Origin of the sequence: Microvirga pudoricolor (assembly GCF_016892705.1) — a bacterium.
GTDB classification, from domain to species: Bacteria; Pseudomonadota; Alphaproteobacteria; order Rhizobiales; family Beijerinckiaceae; genus Microvirga; species Microvirga pudoricolor.
In genome coordinates this window covers 136,605-151,881 of record NZ_JAFEMB010000007.1, presented here as the reverse complement: position 1 = coordinate 151,881, position 15,277 = coordinate 136,605, and the positions used below count along the sequence as shown (strand labels likewise).

The 15,277-nt window shown below is 55.3% G+C and carries 16 protein-coding genes; 12 read left to right on the top strand and 4 right to left on the bottom strand.

Features of this window, described 5'->3' with window-relative positions; genetic code table 11:
- The first annotated feature begins 54 nt into the window (after nucleotides 1-54).
- The 12 genes from ILT42_RS20070 (at nucleotide 55) to ILT42_RS20015 (ending at nucleotide 11,038) form a co-directional block, all read left to right on the top strand.
- Entirely contained in the window at nucleotides 55-996 is a 942-nt protein-coding gene (locus ILT42_RS20070; RefSeq protein WP_204217668.1) for an ABC transporter permease, read from the top strand.
- Nucleotides 993-1,892, top strand: coding sequence for an ABC transporter permease (locus ILT42_RS20065; RefSeq protein ID WP_204217667.1), 900 nt, complete (start codon nucleotides 993-995; stop codon nucleotides 1,890-1,892). Before ILT42_RS20070 ends, ILT42_RS20065 begins: the two co-directional genes overlap by 4 nt.
- 18 nt (nucleotides 1,893-1,910) lie before the next feature.
- The gene (locus tag ILT42_RS20060; protein WP_204217666.1) at nucleotides 1,911-2,999 is read left to right on the top strand and encodes a branched-chain amino acid ABC transporter substrate-binding protein; all 1,089 of its coding nucleotides are present in this window, start codon (nucleotides 1,911-1,913) and stop codon (nucleotides 2,997-2,999) included.
- The gene (locus ILT42_RS20055) at nucleotides 2,996-3,934 is read left to right on the top strand and encodes a succinylglutamate desuccinylase/aspartoacylase family protein (protein WP_204217665.1); all 939 of its coding nucleotides are present in this window, start codon (nucleotides 2,996-2,998) and stop codon (nucleotides 3,932-3,934) included. Before ILT42_RS20060 ends, ILT42_RS20055 begins: the two co-directional genes overlap by 4 nt.
- A 35-nt stretch (nucleotides 3,935-3,969) precedes the next feature.
- On the top strand, nucleotides 3,970-4,968 hold the full coding sequence (locus ILT42_RS20050; RefSeq protein WP_229428793.1) for an ABC transporter ATP-binding protein: 999 nt from the start codon (nucleotides 3,970-3,972) through the stop codon (nucleotides 4,966-4,968).
- Entirely contained in the window at nucleotides 4,958-6,007 is a 1,050-nt protein-coding gene (locus tag ILT42_RS20045) for an ABC transporter ATP-binding protein (RefSeq protein WP_204217664.1), read from the top strand. The genes ILT42_RS20050 and ILT42_RS20045 overlap by 11 nt, the downstream gene beginning before the upstream one ends.
- Nucleotides 6,008-6,039: 32 nt before the next feature.
- Nucleotides 6,040-6,519: an amidohydrolase family protein gene (locus tag ILT42_RS23235; RefSeq protein ID WP_204217663.1), complete on the top strand. Its 480-nt coding sequence runs from the start codon at nucleotides 6,040-6,042 to the stop codon at nucleotides 6,517-6,519.
- On the top strand, nucleotides 6,516-7,190 hold the full coding sequence (locus ILT42_RS20035) for a GntR family transcriptional regulator (protein WP_204217662.1): 675 nt from the start codon (nucleotides 6,516-6,518) through the stop codon (nucleotides 7,188-7,190). Before ILT42_RS23235 ends, ILT42_RS20035 begins: the two co-directional genes overlap by 4 nt.
- An 86-nt stretch (nucleotides 7,191-7,276) precedes the next feature.
- Entirely contained in the window at nucleotides 7,277-7,573 is a 297-nt protein-coding gene (locus tag ILT42_RS23315; RefSeq protein WP_204217661.1) for a (2Fe-2S)-binding protein, read from the top strand.
- Nucleotides 7,570-8,988 carry an FAD-dependent oxidoreductase gene (locus ILT42_RS23310; RefSeq protein ID WP_204217660.1) on the top strand — a complete coding sequence of 473 codons (1,419 nt, stop codon included), beginning with the start codon at nucleotides 7,570-7,572 and terminating at the stop codon, nucleotides 8,986-8,988. The genes ILT42_RS23315 and ILT42_RS23310 overlap by 4 nt, the downstream gene beginning before the upstream one ends.
- A complete protein-coding gene (locus ILT42_RS20020) occupies nucleotides 8,985-10,109 on the top strand; it encodes an NAD(P)/FAD-dependent oxidoreductase (RefSeq protein ID WP_204217659.1) in 1,125 nt (374 codons plus the stop codon). Before ILT42_RS23310 ends, ILT42_RS20020 begins: the two co-directional genes overlap by 4 nt.
- Nucleotides 10,109-11,038: a dihydrodipicolinate synthase family protein gene (locus tag ILT42_RS20015; RefSeq protein ID WP_204217658.1), complete on the top strand. Its 930-nt coding sequence runs from the start codon at nucleotides 10,109-10,111 to the stop codon at nucleotides 11,036-11,038. Before ILT42_RS20020 ends, ILT42_RS20015 begins: the two co-directional genes overlap by 1 nt.
- A 134-nt stretch (nucleotides 11,039-11,172) precedes the next feature.
- Here the strand turns inward: ILT42_RS20015 and ILT42_RS20010 are convergent, their stop codons facing one another.
- The 4 genes from ILT42_RS20010 to ILT42_RS19995 are packed head-to-tail and all read right to left on the bottom strand — an operon-like array spanning nucleotide 11,173 to nucleotide 15,223.
- Nucleotides 11,173-12,258 (bottom strand): ABC transporter ATP-binding protein, encoded by a 1,086-nt coding sequence (locus tag ILT42_RS20010; protein ID WP_204217657.1) that lies wholly within the window; start codon nucleotides 12,256-12,258, stop codon nucleotides 11,173-11,175.
- A 35-nt stretch (nucleotides 12,259-12,293) separates the two neighbouring features.
- Complete coding sequence (locus ILT42_RS20005; RefSeq protein WP_204217656.1) at nucleotides 12,294-13,367, bottom strand: Gfo/Idh/MocA family protein; 1,074 nt, start codon at nucleotides 13,365-13,367, stop codon at nucleotides 12,294-12,296.
- A 25-nt stretch (nucleotides 13,368-13,392) separates the two neighbouring features.
- Nucleotides 13,393-14,274 (bottom strand): carbohydrate ABC transporter permease, encoded by an 882-nt coding sequence (locus ILT42_RS20000; RefSeq protein WP_204217655.1) that lies wholly within the window; start codon nucleotides 14,272-14,274, stop codon nucleotides 13,393-13,395.
- Between the two features lie 7 nt (nucleotides 14,275-14,281).
- On the bottom strand, nucleotides 14,282-15,223 hold the full coding sequence (locus ILT42_RS19995) for a carbohydrate ABC transporter permease (RefSeq protein WP_204217654.1): 942 nt from the start codon (nucleotides 15,221-15,223) through the stop codon (nucleotides 14,282-14,284).
- Nucleotides 15,224-15,277 lie beyond the last annotated feature (54 nt).

Genomic DNA, 15,277 nt, shown 5'->3' with positions numbered 1-15,277 from the left:
CGCTGGCGGGGGAACTCCATTGCTGCGTCTGTGATCATCTTGGGCCAACCGTAAATGACTGATTACATTCTGCGCCGGATCATGAAATCGATACCGGTCATTCTCCTAGTGAGCATCCTTGTCTACGGGATGGTCAACATGCTGCCAGGCGATCCAGTGATGCATATGTTCGCTGGCCAATATGTGACCGCCGAAAACATGGCACTCGCAAGAGAGACGCTTGGGTTAGATAAGCCTATCTACATTCGATACTTCGAGTGGCTCCTCCGGATCATGCAGGGAGACTTTGGTACCTCTATCGTTTCGAAACGACCAGTAGCAGACATGATACTGTCCGTGCTCCCTCGGACACTCGAGCTGGCCGTGGCTGCAACGCTGGTCACTGTCGTTTTTGGGATTCCTGCCGGTGTACTTGCTGCAATTAAGAAGAACACGTGGGTAGACAGCGCTTTAATGGTGGTCGTTTCTCTATGTGTAGCGATGCCACTCTTTTGGTTCGGCCTAATCGCGCTGCTGTTCTTTTCAGTTGAGCTACGTTGGTTTCCGGTCGCCGCTAACGCAGGCTGGTCGAGCTTGGTGCTTCCGGCCTTTGTACTTGGCTTGCAATCCGCTTGCATGATCGCCCGCTTGACCAGATCCAGCATGCTCCAAGTCTTGGGAGACGAATATGTGACGACAGCCAGATCGAAAGGACTCAGTCCTTGGCGGGTTGTCACAGTGCACGGACTACGAAATGCATTTATCCCTATCTTGACTCTTCTCGGCGTGCAGGCGAGCTGGCTGCTAGGAGGTGCCGTCATTACCGAGACGGTCTTCGCTCGGCCGGGACTTGGAACAATGGCCGTCGATGCCATTCGTCAAATGGATTTTCCAGTGCTGCAGGCCGTCGTCCTGATTGCGGCGCTCACGTATACAACAGTAAATCTCGTCATCGATTTGATGAACGCTGCGCTTGACCCACGGATTGTCTACGACACGGAGGCCAGCAAGGCATGAGTCAAGTAGGTCCTACCCTTTCACTTCCAGTCGTAGATCAGACAGAGGTTCATGCGCGTACAACCGAATTCCAGATTATTCGTCGGAATTTCGTCAAAAACCGTGGTGCGATCGCTGGTCTTGCAATCATTCTAGCATTGGTCTTCACCGCGATTTTCGCAGATGTGTTAGCTCCCTATGATCCGATAGAGCAATCGCGCGCCTTTATGGAACCGCCAAGCGCAGCGCACCTCTTCGGCACAGATGCTCTCGGGCGGGATCTGCTCAGCAGAGTCATCTATGGGGCTCGGGTCTCTCTTGCCGTTGGTCTCGGGGCAGTCCTGATTGCACTCTTAATCGGAATGTTCGTTGGGCTGATGGGGGGCTACTTTGGTGGCCGCGTCGACGCATTCGTGGTTATGGTGATCGACACTTTCATGTCGTTTCCGGGCCTTCTCGTTGCGATGGTAATCGCAGCTATGCTTGGAAGTTCGCTTCCAGTCGTCATGCTGGCCATTGGTATCGGAGAATTTACGCTATTTGCCCGTCTCGTGAGAAGCGTCGTTTATACCGAGCGAGAGCGCGACTTCGTACTGGCTAGCCGCAGCCTAGGCGCAAGTTCCTTCCACATCCTCATCACCCACATCATCCCGAATATCCTTCCCTCTCTCATCGTCCTGGTCACCCTCAGCATTGGTAACGCAATCCTCTCAGCTGCGGCCCTCGGTTTTCTTGGCCTCGGCGCACAGCCGCCGACGCCAGAATGGGGAAATCTGGTGAACATTGGGCAGGAATACATGCGGGAAGCACCATGGCTTGTCTGGTTTCCTGGTCTTGCAATCGTGGCGACGGTGCTAGGCGCAAACATGCTCGGTGACGGGTTACGAGACGCACTGGATCCTAAACACCGTCGCTAGCTAACTCGAGGATACTCTATGTCACCGAATCCTGACCAACGACCTGTTGTCAAAGTCGGTTTTCAACTACCTGAGCCGAACGTTCACGATGTAACCGGCTGGTGCGCCGCCGAACTCGCCATTGATGAATTCAACGGCTCTGCGAACGCGACGGTCAAGGTTGAGCTCGTCCCGATCATCGATAAACGCAACCGAGAGATTGCAATCTCCGCTGCGGAGACATTCGCCAATGATCTATCGGCGGTGGGAGTGCTCGGTCCGATAAACTCTGACATGGCTCTCACGACCCAGCATGTTTACAATGAGGCAGGTCTTGCTCAGGTCACATCGGAGGCGTCGAGCCCAAGTCTGACGGCTAAAGGCTACAAGAATTTCAGGCGCGTGGTCGCCAATGACGAGGTTCAAGGCCGCCAGCTTGCGAAAGCCGCTGTTTCTTACCTCAAAGCGGAACGCATTGCAGTTCTCTCTGACGGATCTGGGTGGGGTCGGCCGATCGCAGAAATCTTCTCGACAGAGGCGACACGCCTCGGTTCAAAGCCAGTCTTGGAGTTCTTTTTTGCATCTAAAGAGATGAACCTGGACTTCGATGAACTCATCGAGGCGGTGGTCGCAGCGGAGCCGGATCTCGTCTATTTCGCGGTCTACTGGAACAAAGCCCACATCATCACGCATAGGCTTCGAGATAGGGGTATTAAGGCTGTTTTTCTCGGAAGCGACGCATTGAAGCCGTACGCCTTCCTTGAGGTTCCAAGCCTGGATGTCATTCCACCACATCATAGCCTTGCCGGCATCGACATGAGGCTGCAGGCTAGTGCTCGCACGTTCTTCGAGAAATTCGCAACCCGCTATCCGATGATGCTCGTTGCACCGCAGTATGCGGCGGAGGCATACGACGCGACCGGCATTCTTTTACAAGCTATCGCGACTTCAAGTCAGCCAGATCGGGAGTCCGTACTCAAAGCTGTTCAAGCGATGAAATCCTACGATGGAGCGCTTGGTAGAGTGACGTTTGATGAAAATGGCGACCTCGATAACCCAGCAATCGGCCTTTACCGCTGCAAGGACGGGCTTCGGAACTACCTTGGGGCAATTGGAGATTTGACATGACCAGTGCGGAAAGCGCAACTATGCTCGGTAGTAAACAAGGGAAGTTTTTGTCCCGGATCGACGATGCAGGTAAGACCCACAGAATTCCAGTAGGTATTGTCGAAGGCGCTCGACCAGGTGGCCAGATCACGATATTCGGCGGTCAACACGGGACCGAGTACGATGGCATCGAGGCCGTCCAGAAACTCTATCGTACTATAGACCCTGCTGAGGTCTCGGGTCGAATAGTGATCGCGCTTGCAACTCATGAGGAATCGTTCCTGAACTGGGAGCAGTTCGCGCCAACATACCCATCAATCATGGAAATGATGATGGAGCTGGCACAGGGCAGCGACCTCATCATTAACTGCCACGGTGGAGAATTCAGTGAGGGCATGCATCCATATGTGATATGCCGCCTCCTCGGAGACGAAACGCTAGACCAAAGCGCCCGCAAAATGGCCCAGGCTTTCGGGCTTCCCTATGTAAGCTGGTCTCAATATCGCGGTGAGCCACCGGAAAGCAGTGTCCGTCCCGCATGGTGGCTATGGCCGAAGAAGAGCATGGCCGATCGTTTGCGCATCCCTGAAATAACGCCCGAAGTAGGTGAGCGCGGAAGCCGGGACGACCAAGGGCTTATGTATAATGGCATCATCAACGTTCTCAAGACATTCGGTTACTTGTCCGGGGAACCGCAGACTTTTGAACCTCTAAGAGCGATTGGCGACCGCTACTGGCTCACAGCTGATGAAGACGGCGTGTTCTTCCCCTCAATCACTGTTGGCCAGGATGTCGAAGAGGGTGAAGTAGTCGGTGTCGTCCGGGATTATTTTGGAGAACTTTTGCAGACCGTGACAGCGCCAGCGGCTGGCAAGGTCATGAATATGAATTGGGGAATGCCAGTAAAAAAGGGGGCTTTCCTGCTTTGGTTGGGCGTCATCGAGAAAGCTGCTTGATTAACTTCACATTGTAGCCTGAAGGAAAAATTCCGTTGTCAGCCCTCCTTGATGTTCGAGATCTTCACACCCGGTTTCGCACTCCGAGCAGTGTCATCAATGCCGTGAACGGAGTTTCCTTCTCAGTACAACCAGGTGAAACCCTGGCAATCGTTGGCGAGAGTGGATCAGGCAAAAGCGTTAGCATGCTGTCCATCCAGGGACTTTTGCCACCGCATGGAGGTGCTGTTGAGGGCGGAAAGGCACTTTTTCAAGGCATCGATTTGCTGCAGCTTGATAAGAAGGAAATGCGGAAGATCAACGGCGCCAAGATCGGCATGATCTTCCAGGACCCAATGTCTTCCCTTAATCCGGTTCTGACGATCGGTTATCAAATATCAGAAGCATTGCGGGAACATGAGATGCTGAGCCGCGGAGAGGCTCGTCGCCGTGCCATAGATCTGCTCCGACTCGTCGGAATACCGATGGCTGAGAACCGGCTTAACGATTATCCCCACCAGTTCTCGGGTGGAATGCGGCAGCGGGCGATGATCGCTATGGCATTGTCGTGCAATCCAGCTCTTTTGATAGCAGATGAACCGACCACTGCACTAGATGTAACCATTCAGGCGCAAATTCTAAGACTCGTGAGGCGGCTGCGGGCGGAACGCGGTATGGCTTTGATTTGGATTACCCACGACTTGGGAGTGGTATCCAGAATCGCGGATCGTGTAATGGTCATGTATGCAGGCTCCGTTGTAGAGGAAGCAGGGGTACTGGATTTCTATGCCACTCCACGCCATCCATACTCGCGTGGCCTTCTCTCTTCATTGCCGAGGCTTGATGACAACGTCGGCGAGCAGCTAAGGCCAATATCAGGTCAACCGCCAGACCTGTCGAAACTCAAAGCGGGTTGTCCTTTCGCCCCGCGATGTCCGTATACCATCGAGCGATGTGTTCGCGAAACACCCTCTCTCGTTCCGACCGGGTCCGATCCCCGCGCACGAGTCGCATGCTGGCGCGCAAATGAGATTGGGGCATACCATGAACAATGAGCACAGTTCGCATCCGCTGCGGACCCATCCTACGAAGCCGATTATCAGCGTCCGAAACCTCAAAAAGTACTTTCCAGTCAAAAAGGGTCTCCTTATCAAGCGCGTAACTGGCTCGATCAAGGCAGTCGATGACGTTTCCTTCGATGTGCAAGCTGGCGAAACGCTTGGAGTGGTCGGTGAGAGCGGATGTGGAAAGTCGACTCTAGGACGCACATTGCTCAGACTCTACGAACCGACAGGCGGAGAGATCCTCATCGATGGGATCGATCTGGCTTCATTAAAGCCACAAGAGCTTGTGAAGCAGCGCAAGTCGATGCAGATGATTTTTCAAGATCCGTACGCATCTATCAATCCGCGACTGACCGTAGCAAGCATCATCGCTGAACCGCTCCGAATTCATCGCGGGCTGAGCGGTACAGAGACTAGGGACCGTGTCGCGGAGCTTATGAGACTGGTCGAGTTAAATCCCAAGTTCCTGAACCGATATCCGCACGAGTTTTCTGGTGGCCAGCGTCAGCGGATTGGCATAGCACGGGCACTTGCGCTCAACCCCAAGGTCGTTATTTGTGACGAACCCATTTCGGCGCTTGATGTGTCGATCCAAGCGCAAGTCATCAATTTGCTTGGAGAGCTGCAGCAGCGTTTAGGGTTGACCTATGTTTTCATTTCCCATGACCTCAGTATGGTGCGCCATATCAGTACTCGAATTGCCGTAATGTATCTTGGCCGCATCGTTGAGATTGCCGACCGTAAAAGTCTATTCGCTGCGCCGCGACATCCTTATTCACAGGCTCTCTTATCTGCTGTCTGTGTGCCGGATCCCAAGCGTTCAAACTCCAATGAAATAATCCTTGAAGGTGACCCACCGAACCCAGCACGTCCTCCGTCTGGGTGTCGTTTCAATACCCGCTGCCCGTTCGCTTTCGAACGCTGTTTGCGTGAGGAGCCGGAACTGACTCCACGGGCAGACGGGCACTTGGCGGCATGTCATCTCGAACGAACCACACTTGAGGACTTCAAGGGCCGCTTCAGTGAGTAGCCAACTATCATTACTTCGAAGGAATATCTAAATTGCCTGAGCATTTCGATCTCATCATCCATGGAGGCACTGTAGTAACTGCTGCCGACAGCGTGATCTACGATGTGGGCGTGCGAAACGGCAAGATTGCCACTTTGGGACATAACCTTGGGAATGCAGATTATAAGATTGACGCGACAGGCAAAATTGTCATGCCGGGAGGGATCGATAGCCACGTCCACATCGCGCAACCTTCGGGCGATGGTGTCGAGATGGCAGATGACTTCGAAAGCGCGACACGTTCGGCAGCCCTAGGCGAGACCACAATGGTGCAGACTGTACTTACACATGCCCATCTTCGTGACGGCGCAGATTATACACCGTATGAAGGAATGAAAATCACTGGCTGGCCCATCATAACGCTTGTGCGTGGCGTAGTCGTCGCTGCGGAAGGTGAAGTAGTCGGACAAATTGGTTATGGATCCTACATTTCGCGCAAGCGCTCTCCTCATGCATCTAGGGTAGCCGGATGACAGAAGTCGAAGAAATTCTCGACGACAGGAAACTTCATTCTTCTCACGCGTCGAATCTATCGAATCTCGCGTACAATGCGTTGTCTGACATGATCCGTGCGAAACAATTGCGCGGAGGTGATGTGATTGTCGAAGCTCGCCTAACCGAAGTTTTGGGCATTTCGCGTACGCCATTGAGAGAAGCTTTACAGCGCCTCGAGGGCGAAGGCCTTGTCGTCAAAGCTGGCGGGCGGTCATTCGTTGTTCGACAGGTTGACCTGCGGGAGTATCTGCATAGCCTCAAGGTCAGAGAACTTCTAGAAGCCGAAGCAGCGGCGCTCGCTACCGGGCACATCCCGACCGAAGCGTTAGCAGGAGTCCGCCGAGAGATCGAAGAGCTTCTCGACGCAACGGATTACCACACTCATGCTCATTGGCAGTCCGACGATAACCTTCACAATCTGTACATCGAGAACTGTAGAAACGATGTACTCTCGAAGATGATCCAAGGTCTGCGTGTCACAACGCGATTGTTCGAGATCGCGAGGCTTGCTGACCGCCTTGAACCAGACTCTGTCGAGCATCTTTCGATACTATCCGCTTTAGAGGCCGAGGACAGTAAGGGAGCACGCCGAGCTGTGGCGGCTCATATACGCAGCCTTGTCGCTTTTGCACTTGAGACAGTTCGCTAAATACAAGCAGATCAGCATTACTTCGATAGGTGAAAAAACAGCTAGGGTCACGAGCCAGATCTAGAGCAAAGTTTTGAGGGCGATCAATGTCGAAATCGACACCTAGTTTTACGCGCATCGAGGATCTTCCGACGCGACGCGTTTCTATCGAGGTCGATGGGAGGTCGGCAACAGCTTTCGAAGGTGAGCCCCTCGTGATTGCACTAGCTTCACTCGGAATGACACGGTTGAGGTCTAGTCCTAGAGCCAGCGCCCCAAGAGGAGGATTTTGTTTCATGGGCGTCTGCCAGGAATGTGTCGTGCACGTAGACGGCCGTCTGCTTCGTTCTTGCCTTACTCCGGTTGAAGCCGGAATGGTTGTCAGTCTGGGTAAAAACTCTTGAGAAGCGATCTAATAGTAATTGGAGCCGGTCCTGCTGGAGCGCATGCGGCGCTCGCAGCTTCCAAGCTCGGCCTTAGCGTCGTTCTAGTCGACGAACAGCTTCAGGCAGGTGGTCAAGTCTGGAGGGCACCATGGGAGGCCAGTGTACATGACGAAAGCCAGGAGCGAAAAGCTGGGGATCAATTGCGCTCAGCACTTAGTTCTTCGAACATTTCTTTGCGGTACGGCCGAACAGTTTGGTCGGTCGGAGGGAACTTTCGGGTTGATGCTATTGGCGCCGACGGTAACGAGACATTCGAAGCCCCCCGTCTAGTCTCGGCGATGGGAGCTTACGAACGCGTGGTCCCATTCCCGGGCTGGACGCTCCCAGGTGTTATCGGGTTGGCTGCTTCGACAGTAATTCTCAAGTCACACCGGGTGATTCCAGCAAGTCCCGTCGTCGTGGCGGGCTGCGGCCCACTTCTCTTCGCCGTCTCAGCTGGAATCATCAAGGCGGGCGGTCGGGTCGCAGCGATTGCTGACCTCGCTAGTGCTCGAGACTGGCTGGGAACCGCTCCGGCTTTGGCTTTGCGCCCCAGCATGATGACACAGGGTCTACAATGGGCTGCTCAGATAGCGAAGGCTCGAATTCCAGTCTTCTTTCAAAGTACAGTCTTGAGAGCTGAAGGCCATGAAGGTCTGGAAAAAGTCATTATCGGGCCCGTTTCAAGAACAGGATCTCCGAAACCAGTATCAGAAGCGTGTTTCCACGCCTCCTGTCTGATTGTTGGTCACGGCTTAGTTCCGGGAGCTGACATACCCAGGCTGTTGCGTGCGCATATAAGGTTCGACCGGGACTTAGGCGGCCATGTCCCAGTGTTGGACAGTTGCGGCCGTACCAGCATCGCCGGACTGTATGCAACAGGGGATGGCTCGGGCATCAGAGGAGCGGAGACTGCAGTTAGCCATGGGAAGCTCGTTGGATTAACTGCAGCCCAGGATGCAGGTCGGCCTCTCCCGTCGAGTTGGAAGAGTGAGGTTGATCAAGCTCATAAAAAAATTGCTCACGTTCGTTCGGCATCCATCGCGATGGCGAGATTGATGGCTTTGCGACCTGCGCAAGTCGACAGCATCCCCTCCGAGACGATTGTCTGCCGCTGCGAGGACGTTACAAGGGATGAGATCGACAAAGCAATCGATTGCGGTGCAAGAGACATCAATCAGTTAAAGCACTTTACTCGCTGTGGGATGGGCCCGTGCCAAGGTCGGATGTGTGGAGATGTCATTCAGGAACTCTGTGCTCTCAAGCTCTCCATTGATCGGCAGGCTGTCGGCCAGTGGACGGCGCGCCCTCCCCTGAGGGCCGTGTCGCTCTCTGACCTGATAGGCACATTCGAATATGATGACATCCCGATACCCAACCCGGCCCCTCTATGAGTCACGTTTTTGATCTCGCTGTTGTTGGGGGCGGCATACTAGGTGCCACCACTGCTTTGTTCTGCGCTCGGGGGGGAATGACAGTAGTATTGCTAGAGCGCGGCGCTCTTTGCCGCGAGGCGTCGGGGGTGAATGCGGGAACGCTCACAATGCAGATGACTCGCGTCGCTCTTATTCCATACGCCTTAAAAGCACATGGCATGTGGTCTACGGCGTCTCAATGGCTCGGGCACGACGTTGGTGTCCGCATCTGCGATGGTCTATCTCTAGCCTTTACCAAGGATGAGGCCGAAATTCTTTCGTTTCGCGCTGAGCGTCGACGGGAGGCTGGAGCTCCAATTTCCATCATCAGCGGCAAGGCCGCGAAGGAAGTTGAACCTGGAATATCTGATGGCGTTTTGTTGGCCGGCCACTGCAAAGTCGATGGTTTTGCCAATGCATACTTGACGGGGTTAGCCTATCAACGAGCGTTACATGAGGCTGATGTGTCACTTCTCGAGAATCGAGCCGTATCAGGCATCGAGGTCAGTGATTTAGGTTTTTCACTCGCAACGTCCACAGGCACAGTTCGCACGCGGCGGATCGTTCTAGCGGGAGGAGTTTGGATCGAGCCAATGCTTGCTTGGCTCGGAATACATCTGCCTATCAAAACGCTTGTTAACCAACTAGCCGTTACAGAGCGGGTGTCGCCTGTCATGCGGACAGTCGTTGGGATCGCTAGTGGACTGCTGTCCTTGAAGCAATACCCTCATGGCACCGTTGTGATAGGTGGCGGTTGGCAGGCTCTTGGAGATCGTGACGACGGTGGCACAGAATTGCTCCCGGATCGGGTGATCGGCAATGTGAGACTGGCTTGCCATGCGATACCTGATCTTGCGAATGCCCGTCTAGCCCGAGGCTGGGCGGGATTTGAAGCTGAAACCCGTGATGCACTGCCCGCAGTCGGACCCATTCCTGGCGTCCCGGGGGCGTTTGTGTGCGGAAGCATCCATTCTGGCTATACCAGCGGCCCATATCTTGCTCGTCTACTGGCTCAACGTATCCTCGACGACGAACCGGAGATGCCCCTATTTCCAATCGACCGACTGCTTGAACTCGAAACCTCACGCGGAGCCAACTGATGGACAACGTTGTGTTAGCTAAATTTCGAGGGATCCATGCCGCGACAGTCGTTCCATTCACTCAGGACTATAGGCTAGACGAGGCTGCGCTCTCGGATCATATTCGTCATGTGACAGCCACCCCTGGCATCAAGGGTTTGCTTGTCAATGGTCATGCCGGGGAAAATTTCCTTCTCGACCTGGAGGAAAAAAGAACAATCGTACGGATAGCTCGATCGTTGATACCTGACGGATGCACACTAGTGTCCGGTGTCAATCAGGAGTCATCAATCTCGGCGGCGCGCGAAGCAGTGGCTTTGGAGGATGAAGGCGCTGACGGCCTCCTGGTCTTTCCGCCTAATTCCTGGGCCCTGGGCCAAACTGATGATGCGATTGAACGGCACCACCATTATATCCGCGATGCTACGCATGGACCGCTGTTGATTTATGGGGCACCCATCAGTGCTGGCACGATGGCTTATGAGCCCAGCACATTGCTGATGCTAGCATCGATTCCAAGAATTGTTGGCATCAAAGAAGGAAGTTGGGAGGTGTCGCGCTATGAGGCGAATATGAGGCTGCTCAAAGCCGCGCGACCGGACTTTCTAGTTCTTGGTTCAGGTGATGAGCATCTGCTGACTAGTTATCTGATTGGGAGTGTCGGCAGTCAGGTGTCGCTTGCAGCCGTCATTCCTGAAATCGTTTGTGCCCTTTGGGATGCGGCTGAAATGAAGGATTGGAACGCTGCTCGAGCTATTCATGAGCAACTGTATCCACTGTCAGTGGCAGTTTACCGTGACCAGCCCTCGGGAAGAGCAACCTCTCGACTAAAGGCGTGTCTTAAAATTCTCGGACTCGTCTCGAATGATTTCGTTAGGCCCCCTCAGGCAGCAGCGACACAAGAGGAGTATCGACGTCTTGAGAGGGCGCTGCATGGACTAAAGCTCTAAAACGAAGCGATCTCACACACAGTATAAGATCACTCCAACGGTAATGTGAAACGCAACAGCTCGATCGTCGCCGTATGTGATTCCAACGTGAAGTGTATGTGGCTAAGCAAACAGCGATCGAGATCCGGAATCACTCAATTGAGGCGACCGCCTGTTTTTCCGTCAAATAAGTGAAGCTTCGTGGGATCTGGCATGACCCGGATCATGTCGCCTGGTCGGGCGGCGATGCGGTCCTTCAACACGCAGGTGATGGCGCTGGAATGGTCCGCGACGGGCTTGTCGCGCTCGCCCGCGGGCCGGACGATGATCTGGGTCTCCGACCCCGTGGGCTCGATCACCACCACTTCCACCGGCACGCCCTCGTCCGTCAGGCGGATATGCTCCGGCCGGATGCCGTAGACCATCGGGCGCCCGTCCGAGGCGGCCGGAGCAGCCGCCAGCGGGAAGGTCTGCCCGCTCTCGGCCTTGAAGCCGTTGGAGCCGACATTGCCCTTGATGAAGTTCATGGCGGGCGACCCGATGAAGCCCGCCACGAACAGGTTGGCGGGCCGGTCGTAGAGCTCCAGCGGCGCTCCCATCTGCTCGACGATCCCGTCATGCATGACCACGATCTTGTCCGCCATGGTCATGGCCTCGATCTGGTCGTGGGTCACATAGATCGTCGTGGTCTTCAGGCGCTGGTGCAGCGCCTTGATCTCGGCCCGCATGGCCACGCGCAGCTTGGCGTCGAGGTTGGACAGGGGCTCGTCGAACAGGAACACCTGCGGATCGCGCACGATGGCCCGGCCCATGGCCACGCGCTGGCGCTGACCGCCCGAGAGCTGGCGCGGAAACCGCTCCAGCAGGGGCTTGAGGCCTAAGATCTCGGCCGCCCTGGCCACGCGCTCGTCGATCTCTCCTTGAGGCGAGCGCTTGAGCTTGAGCGAGAACGCCATGTTCTGGGCGACCGTCATGTGCGGGTAGAGCGCGTAATTCTGGAACACCATGGCGATGTCCCGGTCTTTCGGCGGCACGTTGTTGACCACCCGCGATCCGATGCGGATCTCGCCGCCCGAGATATCCTCGAGCCCGGCGATCATGCGAAGCAACGTGGACTTGCCGCAGCCCGAGGGACCCACCAGGATCACGAACTCCCCATCCTGGATGTCAATCGACACACCCTTGATGATCGGAGCCAAGCCAAAGGACTTTGTTACGTGTCTTATTTCGACGGAACTCATTGCTCTCTCCAAGATCGTTTCAGTCGCGAAAGCTTCTAAGCAACGGCTTTCGCGCCGCTATGATCTCGCATCGACACGCGTCTTCCCTCTTTGGCTGAGATATAAGCGTGCTCCGCAATCTCGACCGTTCGCAGCCCATCCTCGCCGACCGTCACGGGTTGGCGCCCCTCTCTGATGCAATCGACGAAGTGCTGCAGCATGAGCCCGAAGGCGGGAACGGGTTCGGTCACGGGGAGATCGACCCACCCTAGATTCGCGAGGGGCCCCGTTTCGGTGCAGTACTGCACTACAACTCGTCCAGGGTGCGATAGCGTGACGATGACACTGCCGACTGTGCCGTAGACCTCGAGTCTCTCGAGGGTGACGCCAGGAGGCGCAACGGTGGTGAAGCTGTAATACCCTTGCCCGACCACGCCGTTTGCGAATCCGAGATTGACGATCGCATTGTCCTCGAGCGCATCTGAGACGCCATTCGAATTCGTCATTTCCGCTGAAACATAATCCACTTCGGCGCCCACCAGCCAGCGCATGACATCGAAGTGATGCACGCCAAGGTCGGCCAGAGGCCCACCACCTGCTTTGGCGCGATCGTTGAACCAGTTCGATGCCGGCACGTAGTATTTTCCGATGCCCGAATGAGAGAACTGAGTTCTAATGCTGACCACCCTTCCAAGAGCGCCATCGTCGATCAGCTTTCGCACCGCCGCGTAGTAAGGCCAAAAGCGCTTCACGAATGCCGCCATGAGCGTTACGTTGTTCTCCTTCGCTGCATCGATCATGCGGCTCGCTTCATCGGTCGTCAGCGCCAGCGGCTTTTGGCACAAAACGTGTTTACCTGCCCGCGCTGCCGCGATGGTTTGAGGGGCATGCAGGAAGTTCGGCGTGAGAACGAAAACGGCATCGACATCCGGGTCATTCAAGAGGGCGCTTTCTTCGGCATACCCCCGCTCGACCCCAAAGCGTTCTTTGAAGTGCTCGACGCGCCCGCCATTGATATCCGAAGCGGCCACCAAGCGGGCGTTCCGCATATGAGGATGCCAGGCCTTGATCATGCGTTCGGCAATCGTCCCACACCCGATGATGCCGATGCCAAGTTTATCGCTTTTCATTGTGTCATCCAATCCTAGTTTGGTCTCATCCTTTGATCGCGCCGGCGGTCAGACCGCTGATCAGACGGCGCTGAAAGATCAATGCGAGTAAGACGGGGGGAAGCGAGACAATGATCCCGCCGGTCATGATCATTCCGTACTTGATTTGGTCTTGAGTGCTGAACTCGGCGATCATCGCCGGCACGGTCTTATTGGCAGGATCGTTGACGAGCACGAGCACATAGAGAAACTCGTTCCACGTTGTTATGAACACGAGAATACCAGTCGCTATCAGACCTGGGACAACGATTGGCAGAACCACTCGGAACAGGGCACCCATCCTGGAGCAGCCGTCGATTCTTGCGGCGTCCTCGAGCTCACGCGGGATGGTGCGAAAATACCCGTTCATCACCCAAACCACATAGGTGACGGAGAGAGCCGCGTAGACAAGAATCAACCCGGACAGCTGATTCAACAGGCCGATCTTCCGAAGCAAAATGTAGAGCGGTATCACCGTCGCGATGGGCGGCAGCATGTGAACCATCACGGTCAGCGCCATCAGGTATCGGCTGAATGAGAACCGCAATCTCGCATAAGCGTAAGCGGCGGTAGTTCCGATCGTGAGGCCAACAATGGTCGTAATCCCGCAGACGATCACGCTGTTCAGTAGAGCCGAACGGAAGAGCCTTGCCGGTCGCGCTGTCTCTTCGTCGATGTCGCCGAGGCTCCCGATTCCCAACAATTGCCAAAAGCGCTCGAAGGAGATCGTTCGCGGAAACCATACTGGTGGAAAGGAGAAGAGGTCCCGTTGCTCCGAAACACTAGAAACCAGCATCCAGTAGAACGGAGCCAGAGTCCACAGGACGATCGCCGAGACTGCAGCATACAGAGCAACCCGTTGAAGGTGCGTCGAGCGAGTTACGATCATGTTTGCCTCAATCGAATGCACGCGTGCGGAGCAGACGTAGGTACGCCAGAGAGATCAGGGCGACCGAGAACACGATGATGTTCGCTGCGGCCGCTCCCGCTCCGAAATTCAGATTCCGGAAGGCTTCCAGATAGGCATAGTATCCGATAACCGTGGTCGATCCGGCCGGTCCGCCGGCCGTCATCAGGAAGATGATGTCGAAGACACGGAAGGTTTCCATCGTCCTCAGCACGAGAACGACGACCATGGTCGGTTTCAGGAAAGGCAATGTTACGTGGACGAAGCGCTTCCAGAAGCCTGCTCCATCCACGGCTGCGGCCTGGTGCAGCTCATCGGGTACGGTTTGAAGCGCTGCCAGGAACATGATGACGTAGAGCGGAAGCGTCTTCCAAGTATCGGCAAGAATGACCATATTCATCGCCAGATACGGGCTTCCGAGCCACTGTACGTTTTGGTCGATGAGGCCTACGAGATTAAGAAGGCCGTTAAGGGCACCGAACTGCGGATGGTATATCCATTGCCAGAGCACGGCGTTGACAACCGTCGGCACCGCCCATGGAAGAAGCACGAGGGCGCGGACGAATGTCCGTCCCCGGAAAGGTGTGTTCAGGACCAGAGCGATGGAAATTCCAAGCACCATCTGAATCACAAGCGACGCGACCGTGAAATAGAGAGTTCGGCCCAGAGATGCTTGGAAGTTTGGATTGGTCAGGAGTGCAACGTAGTTGTCGGTTCCAACGTAACGGGCCACGGGCGACAGCACGCTGACCTTGAAACCGCTAAGCCACAACGAATAGGCCAGGGGATAGAGTTTAATCCCAAGGATGATGAGCAGGCTTGGTAGGACCAGGAGCCATGCAAGCGTCGTCTCGTTCGGTTCCGTGAAGCCTGGCCGCCGTGCGGCTCCCGGCGTCTGACCGGCACGTTCGGCGAGATCTATCGAAGTCATGTTGCCAGCCCTGTCGCGACACTACAGCATTCGAAAAGGGGCAGCGGAACGACG